We start from the raw sequence: 18,484 nt of genomic DNA, 5'->3' as shown, positions 1-18,484 counted from the left end.
TGATCTGTTGTCCTTGGGGTACTGCTTCTTACAGATAAATCGTGCCTTGAAGGTAGAGCACGGCATGGCCGGAAATGATCACGCGGTCACCCTTGAGTTCGCAGCGCAGTTGGCCACGACGTGTTCCGCCTTGTTCCGCTGTGAGTTGCGACTTGCCCAAGCGTTCGGCCCAGAATGGCGCCAGTGAAGTGTGGGCTGAGCCGGTGACAGGGTCTTCATTCACACCCACGTTGGGACCGAACCAGCGCGAAACAAAATCAAATCGCGCGCTTTTGGCGGTCACTGCAATTCCGCGTTTCGGCAAGCCTTTGAGGCTGGCGAAATCCGGCTTCAGTGCGGCGACTTGCGCTTCGTCTTCTAGCAACACGATGTAGTCATCGGTGCTGAACACGTCGGCCTGTTCAATGCCCAGCGCGCTCAACATTCCGTCGGGTGGTTCGCAGGGTTGGGGTTGCTTTGCCGGGAAGTCCATCGCCAGTTCGTCGCCGTTGCGGGTCACCCGCAGTTCGCCGCTGCGTGTCGCAAAGCGCAACACTTCAGGTGCATCCGCCAGTTGGTGAATCAACACCCATGCCGCCGCAAGTGTGGCGTGGCCGCACAGGTCCACCTCGACCTCCGGCGTAAACCAGCGCAACTCGTAAAACCCGTCACGGGGCACGAAGTAGGCGGTTTCAGAGAGGTTGTTTTCTGCCGCGATGTTTTGCAGCTGCTCATCGCTGAGCCACTCGGTCAGCGGGCAGACAGCGGCCGGGTTGCCGCCGAAGACGGATTGACTGAAAGCGTCGACCTGAAAGATATCCAGTTTCATCGAGAGCACTCCGTGTAAGGGTGGAGCCGGACACTAACAGTGGGTCAGGCAAGCGTCAAAATACAGATGAGCGGTTTTTTCCTGCGCATGCAGTCGCCGTTATGGAAAAGCCTGCCTGGAACCAAACAGGGCGGATACCCACTAGACAGCTGTGATGAATTTTGTTTGGGAGTATTGCCATGCGCACAGAATTGAAAGCTCTCTTTAAGCTGCAGCATGACCTGGTGGAACGCTTGAAGAGGCCGGCCCAGGAACCGCCTCCGCCCGTGTTGTTGCACTATCAACCGTTGCAACCGACTTCGATGCAGTTCGATGTGTCCCTGCGCGATGGCAGGGTGCAGGCTGATACGACACTCACCGGGCGTGATATCGCCCGCCACCTCAACCAGCCCGATAAGCACTATGTGGCTGATGGTCCTTCTGCAGCAGGTACGTTGCGCATGAAGGATGAGCGCCAGTACGTGTTTCACATCCAATCCACGCCGGCTGTTGCTGCGGTATTCAAAAGCAGTCTTGCGGATACAACCGGCGGCGTTGGCGAGAGTCCGGGGCGCGCGCATGTGGGGAGTGTCAGCGCTGTTCAGACGACGGTGGATGGCCAGCAGTTTCGCCTGGAGGGCCAGCGCCTGTTTCGCTTTGAACCGCTCACACTTTCCTGGGTGCCCGATGCGGATAGCCGTGCACTCAGCCGCATTGGCTTAACGAACGAAGGGCAGTTGCTGAAGACCCCCAAAGGCTTTGCAGACAGCAGTGCGCATGGCCGTACGACGGTGCAGTTGAGCCAGACCCTGGATGCTTCTTTTGTGCAGGTCCAGGGCGGGAGTGTACAGGCGTTGCAGCCGGTGGATGAGGCAGGAGTGCCTGTGCAGCTCGCACGTATCGGGTTGTCTGGAAACACGCTGTATGGTGCGACAACGGATGGCGAGCTGGTCCAAGCAGACCTGCGTATGGCACGAGGTCAACAGCTGCCGATGGTCGGGCAGCCGGTCGACTCGCTGGAGCGAGCGCTGAAGGGGGCCGTCCGTGTCGAAGGCTTCTTTCACGATGATCAAGGACAACTCAATGCCAAGGTGCGCGACGCACGGCAGCAATTGCACAGTGTGCCCTTGCGTGAAGCAAGCGATCTTCGTCCGCAATGGAACCTCAGCGACGTGCTGGTCAAGGGCATTGAGAAAGGCCTGCCTCTGCCCAGTCAACAAGCACTGGCGGCGGCGGTCGACCTTGGACAGCGGGGCAAGGTGGCGTTGGATGCAGGCAGCCTGCTGACCTGGGACGCAGCGGCGCAACGTTGGCAAGACACTGCTCAATCTGGCGTCGAACATCTGGAGCGCGGGTTGGATGGCCGTGCCTATGTGCTGCAAGACGGGCAACTGAAGGCGGTGACCATCGGTAACGTGCGCGATCCGCTGATTGAGGGGGCCAGCCATGATTTGGCCGCGCTTCCCATTCCGCGCCCGCACGTGTCTGTTGACGAAGTGCTCGCAGGCAATGATCAGCGACGCATTACCGGATTCGCGGTCGTCGACGGGCGCAATTTTGTCACCGTCGATCAGGATCACCAGCTTCAGGTTCACCACGACGGGGATGCCAGGCCGCTTCACGCGTCACCTTCCATTGATATAAAAACACTGGCCCTGGATCACGTGGGTAATCTTTATGCGCACACACAGGGCGGTGAGCTGTTCAGGTTGGATCGTCAGGCCTGGCAGGGCAATACCGCGAGCGCGCAACGTTGGAGCAGGGTTGAATTACCGGGTCGCCAACCGTTGGAGTCCTTGCGCACGGGGGCTGACCATCACCTGATTGGAGGGTGGGATAAGCAGTTTTTCCAACTGGACAATGCTTCCTCCAGCGCGTTGGAGTGGGGCCCGCTGCCATTGACGACCCAGGCGCCGTCGCTGGCCGACACGTTGGCGAGCACGCCAATGCGCGCGCAGTTTTCCGGAGGGGCACTGACGGTCAGCAGTAATGTCATGGGACAAACCCGTGAAGGGATACCGCTCAAGCGTTCATTTTTCCAAGGCATCAGCGCACACTTTCACCCCCTGGAAGCCCTCGGCCAAAAGGCTAAAGGCGTTGCGCAACACTTCAATGGCCGCAAGGGATTGGAGAGCGTTTACGCTGACGATCAGCGATTGCACCAGCAACTCAATTCACTCGCACAGAGCCGACCGGTTTCTGCTGATCTCAATCATCGGCTCGCTGCCCTGAGCGAACCTGGGCCGCGACAGGCACTGGCCGAACAGATCCGCCAGGCGTTGACGCAGGTGGAGCAGAGCAGCCAGTCAAGCGCACGCCGCATGGGCGATGCTCACGGTTTGGCGTTTGACCCCAAGCCCACATTGAGCAGGGCGAAAGTTAACCCTGACTCGACGCTGCATCAGCTATATGAAGCGTTCAAAAGAGTCTCGTCCTCGTCGCCAAAGCCGACCGCCGCATTGCTGGCCAACTTTGAGGGGCAGGGTTTGACGCTTCCCGCGTCCAAGCCCGGGAATAAGCGCGACCTTGATCACCCCTCGGCATTGATCGAAGGCGACCTGATCCATCATGCGAGTACGCTCAAGCAGTTGGCGGACCTGGTACAGGCGCTCGACGCTACGTCCGGCTATAGCCCAAGTGCCTTGACGCGTATAGAAACGTCTCTGCGCGATGTCATGCAAACGTTCCAGGATAGCCCTGTGCACACGTTGGCCAGCCAAGGCATTGCCAGTTACGAGCAGGCGGAATCGTTGTATGGCAATTTCAAACTGTTGGCCAAGGACCTTGGAACGCCTGGCTCTGCGCTTCATTGGCATCTTTCGGGCCTGTTGGGGTTGCCCAAGGATGCGCCGATCAAAGAGGCGATGACGCAGCAGGTACAGAACCTGGGCAGTGGCCAGACCCTTTCTCCGAGCCGAACCCAAGGTAAAGCCCTGGGGTTGATCGTGACGGGGATAAAACCGGTAGCCCCTGTGGAGTTTTTTCTGGAGGCATCCGCGTCCCACACTCACGGTGTGAGTATCAGTCGTACCGACAAAGGTGCTCGCGTTGAAATCAGCACGGACAACACGCGACGGTTGGTGGGTTCGGTGGCTTCGGGTGTGACGCTGGGAGGTGGGGCAGGTGCGGTGAGGCCAGGCTTGAGGGTGGCTGCGGAATTGGGCGCAATGGTGGCGAAAAACACGGGATCCAGCATTGGCTTTGATGTGAAAGAGTCAGACTTTGGCAAGATGATGGCGATCCTGACCGGCGAGACCGGGACCGTCTACGACTTGCTGGCGCTGGGCGAGGGGCACTCGGCCGGCACAAGCTCGAAACTCAGTGGCGACGTTAACCTGGACGCACTTGCGCAATTGCGTTTGATGTACAGCCCTCAGGAGGACATCGCCGTCCTCGACTCAGTGATCCGCGCGGGCATTGGTGGGGTGGGCAATCTCAATCTCGCGCATGCGGACAAGAGCCAATCAAGCACGCGTACCGCAGAAGGTACCCGCCACGGTAGCGCCGCTGGCGCGCAGCTACTGCGACAGGGCGGAGTAGGTGCCAATATCGTGCCGCTCGGCGCGTTGGTGTTGGGCAATGCTGGCAGTGGTGGCCCCAGCGCGATTGCGTTCGCGTTGCCGGAGCTGTCGGTCATGGTGCGGTTTGATCGCGGGGTATCCCAGGCCTTTAATTTTGCCTTCAAGCATCCGCAACCGGTGAGCCAGTCGCAGGTTGATGAGCTCAAACACAGCGTGTCGCTCTACTCGCCGACGTTCAGGCGGGAGCTGGCATCGACCGAGCTGTCGAAGGGCACAGTGGATCAACAGTTGGCCACTCTGCAGCAGTTCCTCGCGACTCATCCGTCCCTTGCAACAAAACCGGACGCCTATCACGCGATCAACCAATCACTCGACAAGCTGATGAACCAGCAAAACCTGGCAAGGAATGGGTTGCGCCAACTGGCGTCGGTTGAGTCATCGGTCACCCGTGTCGGCTTGCGGGACGATGGGCGCCATGCCTGGCTGGATGATGTGGCGCCGGCCAACAAAGCGGCGATTGAACAATGGATGAAGGATGATCCGCAGTTTGCCCAGGTGCTCGATCAGTTGCAGCGTGGCGAAGGCACTTCAGTCACCCTTGGCATGGAGCTCAAGCCAGAGGTCCTGAGAGCGATAGAGCGCAGTCACCTTGCCGGTGAAAGTACCGAGCGGCTGATCAAGCGCGCACTGAGTGATCGCAACAATCTGCGGGTCAAGCACATGAGTCTGAGCTACACCGCCACCCAGTCCCATGGCATGTCGATACCCGCTATGACGAATCTCAGTTTTTCCAGCAGTGCCGGCCTGAGTCATTCCCAGGCGCGCGTCAATGCAGACCTTGAATACGGGCTGGACCCCGACAAGCCATTGCGAATGAACCTGAACGACACGCTGGGCAGCCTGCCAAGCCCTGATCTGACGATTGACCTGGGAGACCTGCGCGTGAGGACGCAAGGTCTGTCAGCGAGCTGAACTTATGCCTGAGAGGTTGGCGTATCGAATAAGTGGTGCTGCGCTAAAAGGCGGCGCCACTGCATTCGAAACCAGGGCGTGAAGTGTGCTGCCGGATCTGCGAGTTGGGTTGAGACTTGAGCGCGGCTCAGCCACTGGATCTCGCTGACCTCTTCGACGGCCGGGGAGACCACCGTGTCAGATTGAGCAACCAATACATGGCATAACTCATGTTCCGCACCGATCACCCCAAAGCGCGCATGGTATTCAAAACTGTACAGGAAGCGGCAGGAGGCGCCGACCCCCAGCTCTTCGCGCAGGCGACGACACGCTGCGTCCAGAACAGTCTCGCCAGGGGCCGGATGGCTGCAGCAGGCATTCGACCAGAACCCAGGCCAAAGCATTTTGCCTGCGGCACGACGTTGAATCAGGTGACGCCCGACACTGTCGATCAGGTGAACCGAAAATGCGCGATGAAGCTGGCCCTCCCCCAGGTGTGCGTCGCGTTTATCACACACACCAATCTGACGATCGTGTGCGTCGACCAAAATCACGGAGTCTGTCATTCGGTGTCCTCTTTTGTGCAGTTACGGCTGTCTAGTCGCGCTCGGGCACTTGCCCCCAGGCGCTGATGAACGTCAACGCTGCCTCGGTGAAGGTCGCAGAGGCGCGCAGCCTGGCCATGGCATCAAGGTCATCCTGAGTGAGCAGCCCGAGCTTCAGTAACGTCGGTCCGGCTTGTGCTGTGGTTGCCGCCCAGAATGCGTCGGCCGGGCTGTCGTCGCCGATGCGGCCTTCCAGGGTGCGACACCCGATATTGCACAGTCCCCGTTCACCTAGCCGGTCGGGGAGCGTATCGGCCCAGAGCATGTCGGAGCCAATGGACTGCTCCAGGAGCGTGAAACCGGCCTGGGCGATTTTCCGGAACAGTGGGTTGGCCGTGCTCAAGCTGGGTCGCAAGCTCACATCTTCGGTCACCAGCCAGCCGCCCGGACGGACCCAGGTGGCTGCTCTGGTGAATATGTCTTCGCGCTCGGGAAGGTGGCACAACAAGGCCCTGACGTGCACCACGTCAAAAGAGGCGGCGGGGAAATCATCGGTCACGGCATTATGCGTGACCACCTGAATGCCGGGTATGTCGTTGAGAAACCGGGTGTCAATGTCGGTGGCAATGACCGTCGCGTCGGGATAGCGCTTGCTCAGCCAGCCAGCGAATGATCCGGCGCCAGCGCCGAGGTCAAGCAGGGTCGGCTTGTCCGGAAGGGACAGTTGGCCAAACACTGTTTGGCTCAGCGGGTCAAAGGCGCGCTCCAGGGTGCGCATCCGCGCCAACTGGCCGGCATGCTGATCACCGAGATAGCTGTTGGTGTAGCCGGGCTCCTCGGCTGGGTCAGTGGTACTCACAGTGCGACCTCCAGTCGAGGAGGGCAGCGGTTGAGGAAACCGTGTTCGGCGGGCTGGAACCCTGGAGCCCAGCGCACGTCTGGAAAGGTCTGTAGCAACAGGCGAGCGCCGAGGGTGATTTCCATCCGTGCAAGCATGGATCCCAGGCAGAAATGACGCCCTGCGCCGAACGCAAAATGATTCGTCTCCTGATTGGGGCGCGACAGAGTGAAGATGTCCGGATCGGTGAACTGGTGCGGATCACGGTTGGCCGAGCCGATCAGGCAGGCCAGGGTCGCGCCGCAAGGAATGGTTCCGGACGGCAGCTCCAGCGATTCACGGGCCTCCCGGAGAATGAGTTGCAAAGGAGGGTTGCGTCGCAAGGTTTCAGCGAGCGCATTGTCCATCAAGTCCGGATCAGCCATCACCGCCTCTTTCACGCCGGGCTCGTTCAGCAGATTGACGATGAGGTTTGCCAAGGCACCGTGGCTGGTCTCACTGCCGGCCGTCATCAAGATCGCGCAGTAGGCCCGCACGAACGCCTCGGACAAGGGCTGGCCGTCAATCCGCGCGGCCACAAGATGTGAGATCAAATCGTCGGTGGGTGCCGCGCGACGGGCGTCGATGTGGGGCTGGATGAAGTCGTAGAAACTGTCACGGTTGGATAAACCGCCGGTCAAGAGGGTCGGATCCTGTCGGTAGTTGCCCATGTAGGCGAAGCCGATGGCACACCAGTTCTTCAGCCGAGCGACTTCCTCCGGGGTTTCAGCCGGGAGCCCTAGCGCGCGAGCCATCACGCGCACGGGCAGCACGGAGGTGAAATCGGCAACAAGGTCCACCTGACGGCGGCCACGCATCTGCGCCAACAGGTCCATGCTCACCGAGGTGACCGATGCTTCAAGGACTGTTAGGGCCTTGCTGCGGAACGACGGGCTCAGCAACGCTCGATGCTGGGCGTGTTCACAACCGTCCATGGCGACAATGGTGTGCCCCAGCAACGGTCCGATTTGCCAGCTGTAGTTGTTGCTGCTCGTTCCGGGGTGGGTCAACGCTGCTTTGACATCCGCATAACGGCTGACCAGCCACACGTCCGTAGGCTCGTCGTAGACAATGGGCAGCGTGGTACGCAAACGCTCATAAAGGGGGTAGGGGTCGATTTCGAATTGCCGGGATTTCAGGGTAGGGGGGATGCACGCCAGGTCCACCTGCCGGTTGACCTGGCCCGTGGCGTCGGTGGCCTGCAGGTGATACCGGGAAACGGTTTTGTGCCAATCGCCCGCCGCTCGGGCAACCTGGCGCAGCCGTTCCGGGTCGGTGGCGGCGGACGCTCGGTAGGGCTGAGCTGAGGTCTGGGTGAATGCCTCGACTGCTGTATTGAGCATTTGCAGGGCCGCTTCGATCGACGCTGGCCAGTCGGTGCCATGGGTGTCCGCCAGAACGGAGACCAGGTTGAAGCGCTCGCCACACACCACATCTTTGGCAATCGAGTGGATATCGTTTGTCCAGGTGATGATATCGGCAGTGTGCTCGCGGAGTGTGTTCCACCATTCTGTGTTGTCTGAATGCTCGTAGGGGTCGAGCGTTTCGGCTGCGTCGATGAGATCAAAGAAGAACAGTGCACCAAATGAATCCCGTCGCAACGGAAGATATTCGGCCAACGTGGGCGCCGTGCCGGTTTCGCGCATTCTCACCAGGGTCGCCTGCGCACGCAAATGCCCGAGTAAATTGCGTACAAGCCGATGCCGCCAACGCCCGTCACCCCAGCTCCGTGTCCGTGGCCACAGATCATCGATCAGGACACTGAGCATAGGGTCATCAAGCCGGCCGATTTCATCGGGTGAGTCGACACCGTCGCTCTCGGTTATGGCCTGCACGGCTGCGACGAAACGTTCCAGCACGCCGTTTTCTGCCCAGGGGCCGTCATCGATCCGGTCATCGAGTGTGAGTGCCCACAGATACCAGCACACCAGGGTTTCGGCCTGGTGCGTCGGGGCTTGTCCGCACAGCGCGATGCCCAGGTCGAGCAGCGCAGTGGTGCTTAGCCGGTGCGCACCCCGACGGCCGATCAAGCCGTATCGTTGCGCCCAGGCCAGGGCATGCTCGCGCAACCGATGGCTGTCAGAACGTGGCGGCGGGCAGGGAAACGGAAGCAGTATTTCGGGAATGATCAGCGGTGCTATCGGCATGAAGCGCCCCTCTGAATTATTTGTCATATGACATCCTTGTTACATGTCCAGGCAACCTCCAGTGATGGAGGTTCAGGGCAACGTGGCTGTATTCAAACCCTGTGGAGCATGCTTGGAAGTAAATGGCTTTGGATGTCAGGTGTTTCCGACTGAGGTGCGGGAACCCCCGCAAAATTGAAGGCGAAATGGGGTTTCAGGAAGGAGGGCGTTCAGGAGAAGGCGCTGTGAGGCAGTGGTGTTTTGAAACGCCAGAAACAAGAAAGCCCGCACTAGGCGGGCTTCTTGAGGTGATTCATAGACTGCTGTAGACATCTATGGATCGGTACTTGGTGGCTACACAGGGACTTGAACCCCGGACCCCAGCATTATGAATGCTATGCTCTAACCAACTGAGCTATGTAGCCAAGTGGCGCGCATTATTCGCGTAGAACGGGAATGCGTCAAGTATTTATTTTGAATTTTTATCTACGCTTTCAACTGTTTAAGCGAAATCAGCGGATCTGGCGACGAGTGGATCAGTATTCACCCTGCCGAGGCCCCGCAAAACGTGATCGCGTTGAGCAGATATCCCTGCCGCTCAACGCGTGCGATGACGTTAAGGGTGTTTCGGGTTGTGCGTGGCGCGCTTGAGCTGTTCGCGGGCCCGTGACAGGCGTGAGCGTACGGTGCCGATAGGAATGTCCAGTGCGTCGGCTGTGTCCTGATAGCTGCCGTCGGTTTCCAGTGAGGCGTACAGCGTCTTGCGCATTTCCGTCGGCAGATGATCGATAGCGCTCAGGGTTTTTTCCAGGCGACGGTTGACCTCAAACTCCCAATCCAGATTGTGGTTGTCTTCCTGACCATGCCAGAGCGACTCATCAAACTCGCAATGCACGGGTTTGGCGTACAAGCGCCGGAAGTGGTTGCGGATGAGGTTTTGCGCAATGCCACACATCCAAGTGCTGAGTGTGGCATTGCCGCTGAAACGCTCGCGGTTGCGCCAGGCTTCCAGGTACGTCAATTGCAGAAGATCATCCGCATCTTCAGGGTTGAGTACGCGCTTGTGAATGAAGCGCCGCAGTTTTTTTTGCTGGTCGTCTGTCAGGTGAAGCATGAATTGAGGCGAGCTGCCAACGAGGTGCGCTAAAGCTTCAATAGGGATATTCATGATTGTTTCCTTGGTGTAGACGCAGTCGAAAAGGTGTCGACGGGAACCCCTTTTGCACTGGCTATGCCAAGAAAATAATTTTCATAACATGCTGATTTACATCGATAAATTTTTTTATAAAGTGTTTTTTTGTGCAGCCTTTTGCATAGAGCCTTGAAGGTCTGTGCAAGTCTTTTCAAACTTTTCGTGTGATCTGACTTTTTGGAACCATTTGCGCTGGCCTTGCCACACAGGGAAACACTCTTCCTGTTCAGGTCTGTCCATGAAAGTCGAATCCTCCCCGGATGTGCAAACGGTCCAGTCGCTGGATCAACCTGCCGTCAGCCCGACCTCCACACCGGCGCCGGCTTCTGGCATGGATGAGCTCGCCCACCTGTTCAACCTGGAAGTGCAAAACAACACTCAACCGTTGAGCCAGCGCAAGATGAGCGTGCGCGTGCCGCCGGCCGAGCAGCTCGCGCAAATTTATGATCAGTTGGGTCACCCTGCCCAGGCGACCCTCGCGAGCCTTTCGCGCCGCATCCGCTGGCAGTTGCTGCAGCATCCCCATGTCGACAAATTGCTGGAACTGGCGGGTGGAGACCCCGCACGTGCGTTCGTGGTACTCAAATATGTGGCAACCCAGGCCGACGTTGAAGTGCGTCCGTCGGAAGCAGCGTTGGCGCGTGATGCAATTGCCAAGCTGGAGGTCCGCTTCAAAGGGGAGATCCAGGCTGGCCTGAACATTGCCGTGGCGCTGCAAGCGGCGAGTACCGATCCACAGGAACGCCAGGCGCTGCGTACGCTCTACTACGCCAGTGTGGTCGCGCGTCAATCGTTGGCGACGATGATGCAGGCGTTGCTGGGGGTTTATGGCGAAGAACGGCTTGCCGACGGGCTCAAGATGATGCGCAAGGCTTTGGCGGACGACATCGCGGCCAAGGTGTCGTCACTGCCAACGCCGCTGTTGCGTACCCTGTTACTGGGGCTGCAAAGTTGTGGACAGTTGAGCGGCGTGTTGGCCGGTTGCAATGCCCTGATGCAACGGCTGGGTATCGATCATGATGCCGTGAGCCTGCTGCAACGCCTGCTGGGTTACGCGGGCGCGGGTATCGCGGCTGCCGAAATCCTGCGGCTTGGAAGCGACCTGTCAGGCAGTTCGAATGCTCAGCAATTGCTGGCTCTCAATGCGCTTTATCCCGTGGTCCAGCAATTGCCTTTGGCGATATGGCTCGACGGGCGGGTACGCGAAGAAACCTTGCGTGGCTTTCTGGCGGTGATCGGTGAGCTGGACCGGGTGACGCGTGGCCCCGCGCGTTTTCCGGGTGAGCTGGGAGTCATGGCGTGACAGCGCTTTCGGCCATCAACGGTTTTCTGCTCAAGGTCGCGCAACGCGCAGAAGTGCTGGGCGCCGTGGTGGTGATGGCCATCGTGTTCATTTTTATCGTGCCGCTGCCCACTTGGCTGGTGGACATCCTGATCGCGCTCAACATCTGCATCTCATGCCTGTTGATCGTGTTGGCGTTGTACCTGCCAGGCCCCCTGGCGTTCTCTTCGTTCCCGTCGATCCTGCTGTTGACCACCATGTTTCGCCTGTCTCTGTCGATTGCCACGACACGCCTGATCCTGCTGGAGCAGGACGCCGGAGACATCGTCGAGGCCTTCGGCAACTTTGTAGTGGGCGGCAACCTCGCCGTGGGGATGGTGATCTTCCTGATCCTGACCCTGGTCAACTTCCTGGTGATCACCAAGGGCTCGGAACGGGTGGCCGAAGTGGCGGCGCGTTTCAGCCTGGACGCGATGCCCGGCAAGCAGATGTCCATCGACAGCGACTTGCGGGCCGGCTTGATTGACGGCATGCAAGCGCGGGACAAACGGGAGCAGTTGTCCCGAGAGAGCCAACTGTTCGGGGCCATGGACGGCGCCATGAAGTTCGTCAAAGGCGACGCCATCGCGGGCCTGATCATCGTTGTGGTGAACTTGCTGGGTGGTTTTTCCACCGGCATGTTTCAGCACGGCTTGAGCGCTTCCGAGTCCATTACGCTGTACTCGGTATTGACCATCGGCGACGGCCTGATCGCACAGATCCCGGCGCTGCTGATCTCCCTCACCGCCGGCATGATCATCACCCGTGTGGCGCCGGACGGACGCAAGGGCGCCAGCAACATGGGCGCCGAAATTGCCCGGCAAATGACCAGCGAACCCAAGAGCTGGATGATCGCCTCGGTGGGGATGCTCGCCTTTGCCGCGGTACCCGGCATGCCCACTGGAGTGTTTATCCTCATCGCGCTGGTCACCGGCAGCCTGGGGTACTACCTGATGCGCCAGCGTCAACGGCAGGAGCAACCTGCGGCTGAAACCGCCGAAACGGTGCGTCCTGAAGAGAACGGCCGTGAGGACTTGCGTGGGTTTGATCCGTCGCGGCCCTACCTGCTGCAATTCTCCCCGGTGCTACGCGGGACGCCTGAAGTGACGGATCTTGTTCACTCGATCCGCCAGGCCCGAAATGCGCTGGTCGCTAATATCGGCTTGACGCTGCCACCGTTCGAGGTGGAACTCGACGACTCACTGGACGACGACGAAATGCGCTTCTGTGTCCACGAAGTGCCCATGGTCAAGGCATCGGTGGTCAGCCATGTGGCGGTGGAGCGCAAAGCGCTGACGGTTGAGCCGGCACATGCCATTCCAGGGTTGGTGGAGCGCGATGAACAGGACTGGCTCTGGTTGGCACCGGATGATCCGCTGCTCGATGACCCGCAGTTGGAGCGCTTCACCTCGGCGAGCCTGATCGTTGAGCGCATGAAGCAGGCGATGATGCTCAGCGGGCCGCAGTTCCTGGGGATCCAGGAGAGCAAGTCGATCCTCAGTTGGCTGGAGCACAACCAACCCGAACTGGTCCAGGAACTGCAGCGGATCATGCCGCTGTCGCGGTTTTCGGCAGTACTGCAACGCCTGGCCAGCGAGGGTGTGCCGTTGCGCGCCGTACGGCTGATCGTCGAGTCGCTGATCGAGTACGGCCAGCATGAACGCGAGCCGGACGCGCTGGCCGACTACGCGCGTATTGCGCTCAAGGCACAGATCTACCACCAGTACAGCGAAGCCGACGGCCTGCATGCCTGGTTGCTGTCGCCGCACACTGAAAACATCCTGCGTGAGGCGCTGCGCCAGACCCAGACCGGGGTGTTCTTCGCCCTCGATGACGAACACAGCGCGACGTTGGTCAGCCTGCTCAATCAAGCCTTTCCCGTTCGTCCCAAACTCAGGAGTGTGATGCTGGTTGCTCAGGACTTGCGCAGCCCGCTGCGTACGTTGTTGCTGGAGGAGTTCAACCACGTGCCGGTGCTGTCTTTCGCTGAGCTGGGCAACGCCTCCAAGGTCAAGGTGCTGGGGCGTTTCGACCTGGGCCAGGACGAGTTGATGCGTGGTGCGGTGGCATGAAGACTTGGCTATGTCAGGCCTGGGGGGCTCGCTGATGTTCGAGTTGCGAGTGCTTGATGGGCGGCATCAGGGGGCTGCGCTGCCCTTGTTCGGAGAGCAGTGGAGCATCGGTGCCCACGCCGATGCTGACCTGGTGCTGAGCGATCCAGGCATCGCCGAGCAGCATGCCCGGCTGCGGCTCATCGACTCGAACTGGTCGGTGCAGGCTGAGGCCGGGTTGTTGCAGGATGCAGAGGGTCAGGTGCTGGCGCAGATTGCGCATCTGGCGCTGAACGCCACGTTTCTAGTGGGCAACGTACGGTTGTGCGTCACGTTGGCCGATGAGCCCTGGCCCCAGGCTGCAGCCTCTGCACCGGAGGTGTCGCCACGGGTCAGTGAGCCGGTGCCGGTGCTTAAGTTGTCGGCCATTTCGCACGCTCAGCAGAAGCGTCTGATTACGCTGGTGCTGGTGGTGACGGTGATCTTCATCGTGGTGGGCATGGCGTCCACCGGGAAACCTGAGGCCCAGGCCTCCCTGATGCCGCCTGTGGAGCGAAAACACGAGCTGGCATCACCGTTTGAGGTACGCCAGCAGTTGTTGAAGATGCTCAGCGAGCGTGAACTAAACCAGCGAGTCAGCTTGCAAGTGATCAATGGGCAGGTTGCGCTCAGTGGGGATGTTTCACAGGACGACGTGGATCTGCTGGCGCGCATGCTCAGCCGTTTTGGCGAGCAGTTCGACAGCGCCGTGCCGGTGATCAGCCGTGTGCGCGCACGCGATGGGACGTTGCCGTTCAAGATTGTGCAGATCGTGGGCGGGCCCAATGGTCACGTGGTTCTGGAGGAGGGTAGCCGCCTGTTTGTCGGGGATGAGGTCGACGGCCTGCGCCTGGTGCTGATCGACAACAGCAAGGTGGTGTTCGACGGCGTACAGCGCTACGAGGTGCGCTGGTGAGTGCGCAACTGCAAGCACGCCTGGAAGCCTGGCAGCAACGCCAGATCCAATCGCTGGCCACCTTCGCACCGGTGACCATGCGGGGGCGCATCCAGCGCGTCAATGGCATGTTGTTGCAGTGTCGGCTGCCTCAAGCGCGTATCGGTGATCTGTGTCGGGTCGAGAAAAAGCAGGGTGACTACATGCTGGCCGAGATCATCGGTTTCGATCAGCAGGACGCGGTGCTCAGCGCCCTGGGCAATCTGGAAGGCGTGCAGGTAGGCGCCGGCGTGGAGCGTCTTGGGGTCTCGCATCGCGTACAGGTCAGCGAGGCTTTGCTGGGCCAGGTGCTGGACGGCTTCGGGCGGCCGATCACGGGAGAAGGCCCGAGTGCGTTTGTCGAGGCTGACTCGCCGGACTCTAGCGCCGTGTTGTGTGAGGCGCCGTTGCCGACTGATCGACCGCGTATCAACCGCGCCTTGGCCACCGGCGTGCGTTCGATCGATGGCTTGTTGACGCTAGGCGAAGGCCAGCGCGTGGGCCTGTTCGCCGGGGCCGGTTGCGGCAAGACCACCCTGTTGGCCGAGATCGCTCGTAACGTGGAGTGCGACGTCATTGTGTTCGGCCTGATCGGCGAGCGGGGTCGGGAACTGCGTGAATTCCTCGATCACGAACTCGATGAGCAACTGCGTTCCAAGGCCGTACTGGTGTGCGCCACGTCCGACCGTTCCAGCATGGAGCGAGCCCGTGCAGCCTTTACGGCCACGGCACTGGCTGAGGGTTTTCGGCGTGAGGGCAAGCGAGTGCTGCTGCTGATCGACTCCCTCACCCGATTCGCCAGGGCCCAACGCGAGATCGGCCTGGCCGCCGGCGAACCTCTCGGCCGCGGTGGCCTGCCGCCTTCTGTGTACAGCCTGCTGCCGCGCCTTGTAGAGCGCGCCGGGTTGACCCGTGAGGGGGTGATCACGGCGATCTACACCGTGTTGATCGAGCAGGACTCCATGAACGATCCGGTGGCCGATGAAGTGCGCTCGTTGCTCGACGGCCACATCGTGTTGTCTCGCAAGTTGGCGGAACGTGGGCACTATCCCGCCGTGGATGTGCTGGCGAGCCTCTCGCGGATCCTGAGCAACGTCGCCGAGCCTGTGGATATCCAGGCGGGCACGGCGTTGCGCCGCTTGTTGTCGGCCTATCAGCAGATCGAACTGATGCTCAAGCTGGGGGAATACCAGCCCGGCAGCGATGCCTTGACCGACCTGGCGGTGGACAGTCGCCAGGCGGTGGACAATTTCCTGCGTCAGGACTTGCGTGAGCCTGCGCCGATGGCGACGACGCTTGAACAACTCAAGGAGCTGACGGCCTATGTCCCATTCTGATGGGCTGCTCGGCGAAGTCGAGACGCTGCGCCGTCTGCGCCGGCACCGGGCAGATCGGGCTGAGCGTGCCTTGCGTGAGGCGAAGCGGGCCCAGCAGGCCCTGCTTGCCAATATCCGACAGGCCGAGGATGCACTTGAGCAGATCCGGCGTGATGAGGCTGAACGAAGCGCCCAATTGCTCAGTGAACACCAGGGCCAGGTATTGAACCTGCAGGCGCTGAAGTCCTGGGGTGCGCAGGAACGTTCCTTATCGGCCAATACCCGGCGGGGCATGGGGCAATTGGAAGCCTTGCAGGGCCAGCAGGAAGAACGACAGACCTGCGTCGGCAGAGCCCAAAAGCAGGTCACCGCCTGCCTGCGGCAGGTGGAAAAACTTCAGGAGTTATCTCTTTTACTGGCGCAGGAGCCGACATGACCCAGGTTTCAGATAAACCCGCCGAGCGTCCACGCCCACGTGAAACGCGAGAAGAACGAGAGCCCGCAATAGCGGGCGTCCTGCCTGCGGAGCTGACACGATTGTTTTCCCGGTTGTGGGCGGGTGAGGGGGACGGTTCTGGTGCCGGGACTCAGCTGTCGGGAATCAAGACGTCGGGCGCTGCGGCCATGATCGAGGCGCTGGCCGAGCAACTGGTACCTCGCCTGCAGGCCGCGTCGCAGTGGCCGCTGCAGGCGGTGTTGTACTTGCCCCGTCTGGGGCGGATCAACGCCAGTGTGCGCCGTGAACAGAGCGCCTGGAGTATCGACCTGGATGCACAAGATGATGCGACGGCGCGCTGGCTGAACGGCGTGCGACAACAGGTTGAGGACCGCTTTACACAATCGTTGGGGCAAACGGTCAGCCTGTCGCTTCCCTCTGTCGGGGCTGCATGATGATTCCGGCAGTGCCGCTGCCTCGGGTCAGTGGTGACGTGGTTGCCGCACGCCGTCGTCTCGGGCGCGGCTTGCGCTTGCCCTTCGACGTCGCGGGGCAGCGTGGTGAGTTATGGCTCGAACCGGGTCGTGCGCCCACTGCGGGCCAGTCATTGTGCTTCGAAACGGCACGCGGGGTGCTGGCGCTGGCCGAGGCTGGCCCCTTGCTCAGTCTGCTGGGCGAATGCCCGGTGACCTTGGCCAAGACGGGCAACGATCCGGATTCCTGGTTCTGGGCGTTGTTCCAGCATCATCTGAGCCCGCAGGTGCAAGCACTGCTGGGCCATGTGCGACTGCTGGAGGTCGAGCGCCCAAAGGGGTTTGGTTGTCGACTCAGCGTGACGCTGGGGGCCTCCCGTGCATTGGGCTACCTGTGGCTGACGGCCGAGACCTTCCTCGCGTTGTGTGATGCCGGGGCGTGGCGCAGCAATGCCGCGCCGTTGCCCGCATCGTTTCAACTGGCAATTGCCGTGACGCTTGGACGCCTGCAATTACCGATTGCACAGGTACGTGGCCTGCGGGCTGGGGATGTGCTGATACCGGAACAGAATTTTTTCCAGGCCCAGGGCGCTGGCCACGTACAGGTTGGCAAGCAGCGACTGCATGGGCGTATTGACGATGACGCAGGCGCGTTGTGTCTGACACTGACTTCGATTGAGGGCACCTCCATGGATGAAGAATTTATCGCTCCCCACTACTCGGGGTATGACGAAGATGAACCCGTTGTGGACGTATTCGGCCATGAGCCCTTCGACGAGTTGAGCATGGCGTTGAACATACGCTGCGGAACACTGAACCTCACCTTGGGCGAGTTGCGCAGCCTCGCCCCTGGTGCCGTACTGGGTGTCGCCGGTTATGCGCCCGGCATGGCGGGTCTCTATTACGGCGACCGGCCGATCGGCTTGGGGCAGTTGGTGGAAATCGACGGGCGCCTTGGCCTGCAGTTGTCCCGCGTGATGTTCGGCGGATGATCCTTCAAGGGCTGGATCCCTTAGTTCTCGCGGTCTTCCTGGCGGCATTTTCATTGATGCCCATGCTGTTGATCGTCTGCACCGCGTTCCTGAAAATTGTGATTGTGCTGATGATCACCCGCAACGCCATCGGTGTGCAGCAGGTGCCGCCCAGCATGGCCATCAATGGCATCGCACTGGCGGCCACGCTATTCATCATGGCCCCGGTGGGGTATGAAATCGCCGAGCACGTCAAAGCCTCGCCTGTGGACTTGAGCAACGTGCAAATGCTTCTGCAGACAGGCAGTGAGGCGATCAAACCGCTACGTGCCTTCATGCTGCGCAACATCGACCCGGATGTGCTGACGCACCTGTTGGAGAATTCCAAGCGCTTGTGGCCTGCGCAGATGGCCGAGCAGGTGCAGCGCGAAGACTTGATCCTGGTGATCCCGGCCTTCGTATTGTCGCAGCTGCAGGCGGGGTTCGAGATCGGCTTTCTGATCTATATCCCCTTCATCGTGATCGACCTGATTGTCTCCAACCTGCTCCTGTCGCTGGGCATGCAAATGGTCTCGCCGATGACTATTTCCCTGCCGCTGAAATTGCTGTTGTTCGTGATGGTGTCCGGCTGGTCCCGGTTGCTCGACAGTCTGTTCCTCTCCTACCTCTGAGTGCCGTATGGAACCTATCGTGCTGTTCAAGCAGGGCATGTTGCTGGTGGTGGTGCTGTCGGCGCCGCCGTTGATCGTGGCGGTGGTGGTGGGGGTGTTGACGTCTCTCGTGCAGGCATTGATGCAGGTACAGGACCAGACATTGCCCTTCGGTATCAAGTTGGTGGCCGTGGGGATCACGCTGATCATGACTGGCCGCTGGATTGGCGTGGAGTTGATCCAGTTGATCAACCTGACCTTCGAAATGATCGGCCGTTCGGCCCTGAACTGAGG

Annotated in this window: 15 protein-coding genes and 1 tRNA gene; 10 read left to right on the top strand and 6 right to left on the bottom strand. The window is 60.4% G+C overall.

The features are described from left to right. Positions 1–28: 28 nt before the first annotated feature. Positions 29–808 carry a PhzF family phenazine biosynthesis protein gene (locus HX812_RS06510; protein ID WP_038842771.1) on the bottom strand — a complete coding sequence of 260 codons (780 nt, stop codon included), beginning with the start codon at positions 806–808 and terminating at the stop codon, positions 29–31. 179 nt (positions 809–987) lie between these two features. Between HX812_RS06510 and HX812_RS06505 the strand changes: the two genes are divergently transcribed. Then, on the top strand, positions 988–5,280 hold the full coding sequence (locus tag HX812_RS06505; protein WP_038842774.1) for an AvrE-family type 3 secretion system effector: 4,293 nt from the start codon (positions 988–990) through the stop codon (positions 5,278–5,280). 2 nt (positions 5,281–5,282) lie between these two features. On the opposite strand, the gene idi is transcribed toward HX812_RS06505, so the two are convergent. The 5 genes from idi to HX812_RS06480 form a co-directional block, all read right to left on the bottom strand. Beyond that, positions 5,283–5,825: an isopentenyl-diphosphate Delta-isomerase gene (gene idi / locus HX812_RS06500; RefSeq protein WP_038842777.1), complete on the bottom strand. Its 543-nt coding sequence runs from the start codon at positions 5,823–5,825 to the stop codon at positions 5,283–5,285. A gap of 31 nt (positions 5,826–5,856) precedes the next feature. Beyond that, the gene (locus HX812_RS06495; RefSeq protein WP_038842782.1) at positions 5,857–6,663 is read right to left on the bottom strand and encodes a class I SAM-dependent methyltransferase; all 807 of its coding nucleotides are present in this window, start codon (positions 6,661–6,663) and stop codon (positions 5,857–5,859) included. Beyond that, positions 6,660–8,855: a cytochrome P450 gene (locus HX812_RS06490; protein ID WP_050572372.1), complete on the bottom strand. Its 2,196-nt coding sequence runs from the start codon at positions 8,853–8,855 to the stop codon at positions 6,660–6,662. Before HX812_RS06490 ends, HX812_RS06495 begins: the two co-directional genes overlap by 4 nt. A 300-nt stretch (positions 8,856–9,155) precedes the next feature. Continuing rightward, positions 9,156–9,232, bottom strand: a tRNA-Met gene (locus tag HX812_RS06485). Positions 9,233–9,423: 191 nt separating this feature from the next. Beyond that, positions 9,424–9,975, bottom strand: a complete 552-nt coding sequence (locus HX812_RS06480; RefSeq protein WP_038842785.1) for an RNA polymerase sigma factor — start codon at positions 9,973–9,975, stop codon at positions 9,424–9,426. Positions 9,976–10,237: 262 nt separating this feature from the next. Between HX812_RS06480 and sctW the strand changes: the two genes are divergently transcribed. The 9 genes from sctW to sctS are packed head-to-tail and all read left to right on the top strand — an operon-like array spanning position 10,238 to position 18,482. Beyond that, positions 10,238–11,302 carry a type III secretion system gatekeeper subunit SctW gene (sctW, locus tag HX812_RS06475; RefSeq protein WP_038842788.1) on the top strand — a complete coding sequence of 355 codons (1,065 nt, stop codon included), beginning with the start codon at positions 10,238–10,240 and terminating at the stop codon, positions 11,300–11,302. After that, positions 11,299–13,392, top strand: a complete 2,094-nt coding sequence (gene sctV, locus HX812_RS06470) for a type III secretion system export apparatus subunit SctV (protein WP_038842791.1) — start codon at positions 11,299–11,301, stop codon at positions 13,390–13,392. The genes sctW and sctV overlap by 4 nt, the downstream gene beginning before the upstream one ends. A gap of 34 nt (positions 13,393–13,426) precedes the next feature. Continuing rightward, complete coding sequence (locus tag HX812_RS06465; protein WP_038842870.1) at positions 13,427–14,326, top strand: FHA domain-containing protein; 900 nt, start codon at positions 13,427–13,429, stop codon at positions 14,324–14,326. After that, positions 14,323–15,681, top strand: a complete 1,359-nt coding sequence (locus tag HX812_RS06460) for a FliI/YscN family ATPase (RefSeq protein ID WP_038842794.1) — start codon at positions 14,323–14,325, stop codon at positions 15,679–15,681. The genes HX812_RS06465 and HX812_RS06460 overlap by 4 nt, the downstream gene beginning before the upstream one ends. Further along, on the top strand, positions 15,668–16,096 hold the full coding sequence (locus HX812_RS06455) for a YscO family type III secretion system apparatus protein (protein ID WP_038842797.1): 429 nt from the start codon (positions 15,668–15,670) through the stop codon (positions 16,094–16,096). Before HX812_RS06460 ends, HX812_RS06455 begins: the two co-directional genes overlap by 14 nt. Then, positions 16,093–16,551: a type III secretion system HrpP C-terminal domain-containing protein gene (locus tag HX812_RS06450; protein ID WP_038842800.1), complete on the top strand. Its 459-nt coding sequence runs from the start codon at positions 16,093–16,095 to the stop codon at positions 16,549–16,551. Before HX812_RS06455 ends, HX812_RS06450 begins: the two co-directional genes overlap by 4 nt. Next, positions 16,548–17,561, top strand: coding sequence for a FliM/FliN family flagellar motor switch protein (locus tag HX812_RS06445; RefSeq protein ID WP_038842803.1), 1,014 nt, complete (start codon positions 16,548–16,550; stop codon positions 17,559–17,561). Before HX812_RS06450 ends, HX812_RS06445 begins: the two co-directional genes overlap by 4 nt. Then, positions 17,558–18,211 (top strand): type III secretion system export apparatus subunit SctR, encoded by a 654-nt coding sequence (gene sctR, locus HX812_RS06440; RefSeq protein ID WP_038842806.1) that lies wholly within the window; start codon positions 17,558–17,560, stop codon positions 18,209–18,211. Before HX812_RS06445 ends, sctR begins: the two co-directional genes overlap by 4 nt. 7 nt (positions 18,212–18,218) lie before the next feature. Then, positions 18,219–18,482: a type III secretion system export apparatus subunit SctS gene (gene sctS, locus HX812_RS06435; protein WP_033896937.1), complete on the top strand. Its 264-nt coding sequence runs from the start codon at positions 18,219–18,221 to the stop codon at positions 18,480–18,482. The last annotated feature ends 2 nt before the right edge of the window (positions 18,483–18,484 follow it).

The sequence above is a fragment of the Pseudomonas sp. IPO3749 genome (assembly GCF_013386605.1).
GTDB classification, from domain to species: Bacteria; Pseudomonadota; Gammaproteobacteria; order Pseudomonadales; family Pseudomonadaceae; genus Aquipseudomonas; species Aquipseudomonas azotoformans_A.
Note: the sequence above shows the minus strand (reverse complement) of the source record. Positions and strands in the feature narration are given on the sequence as shown.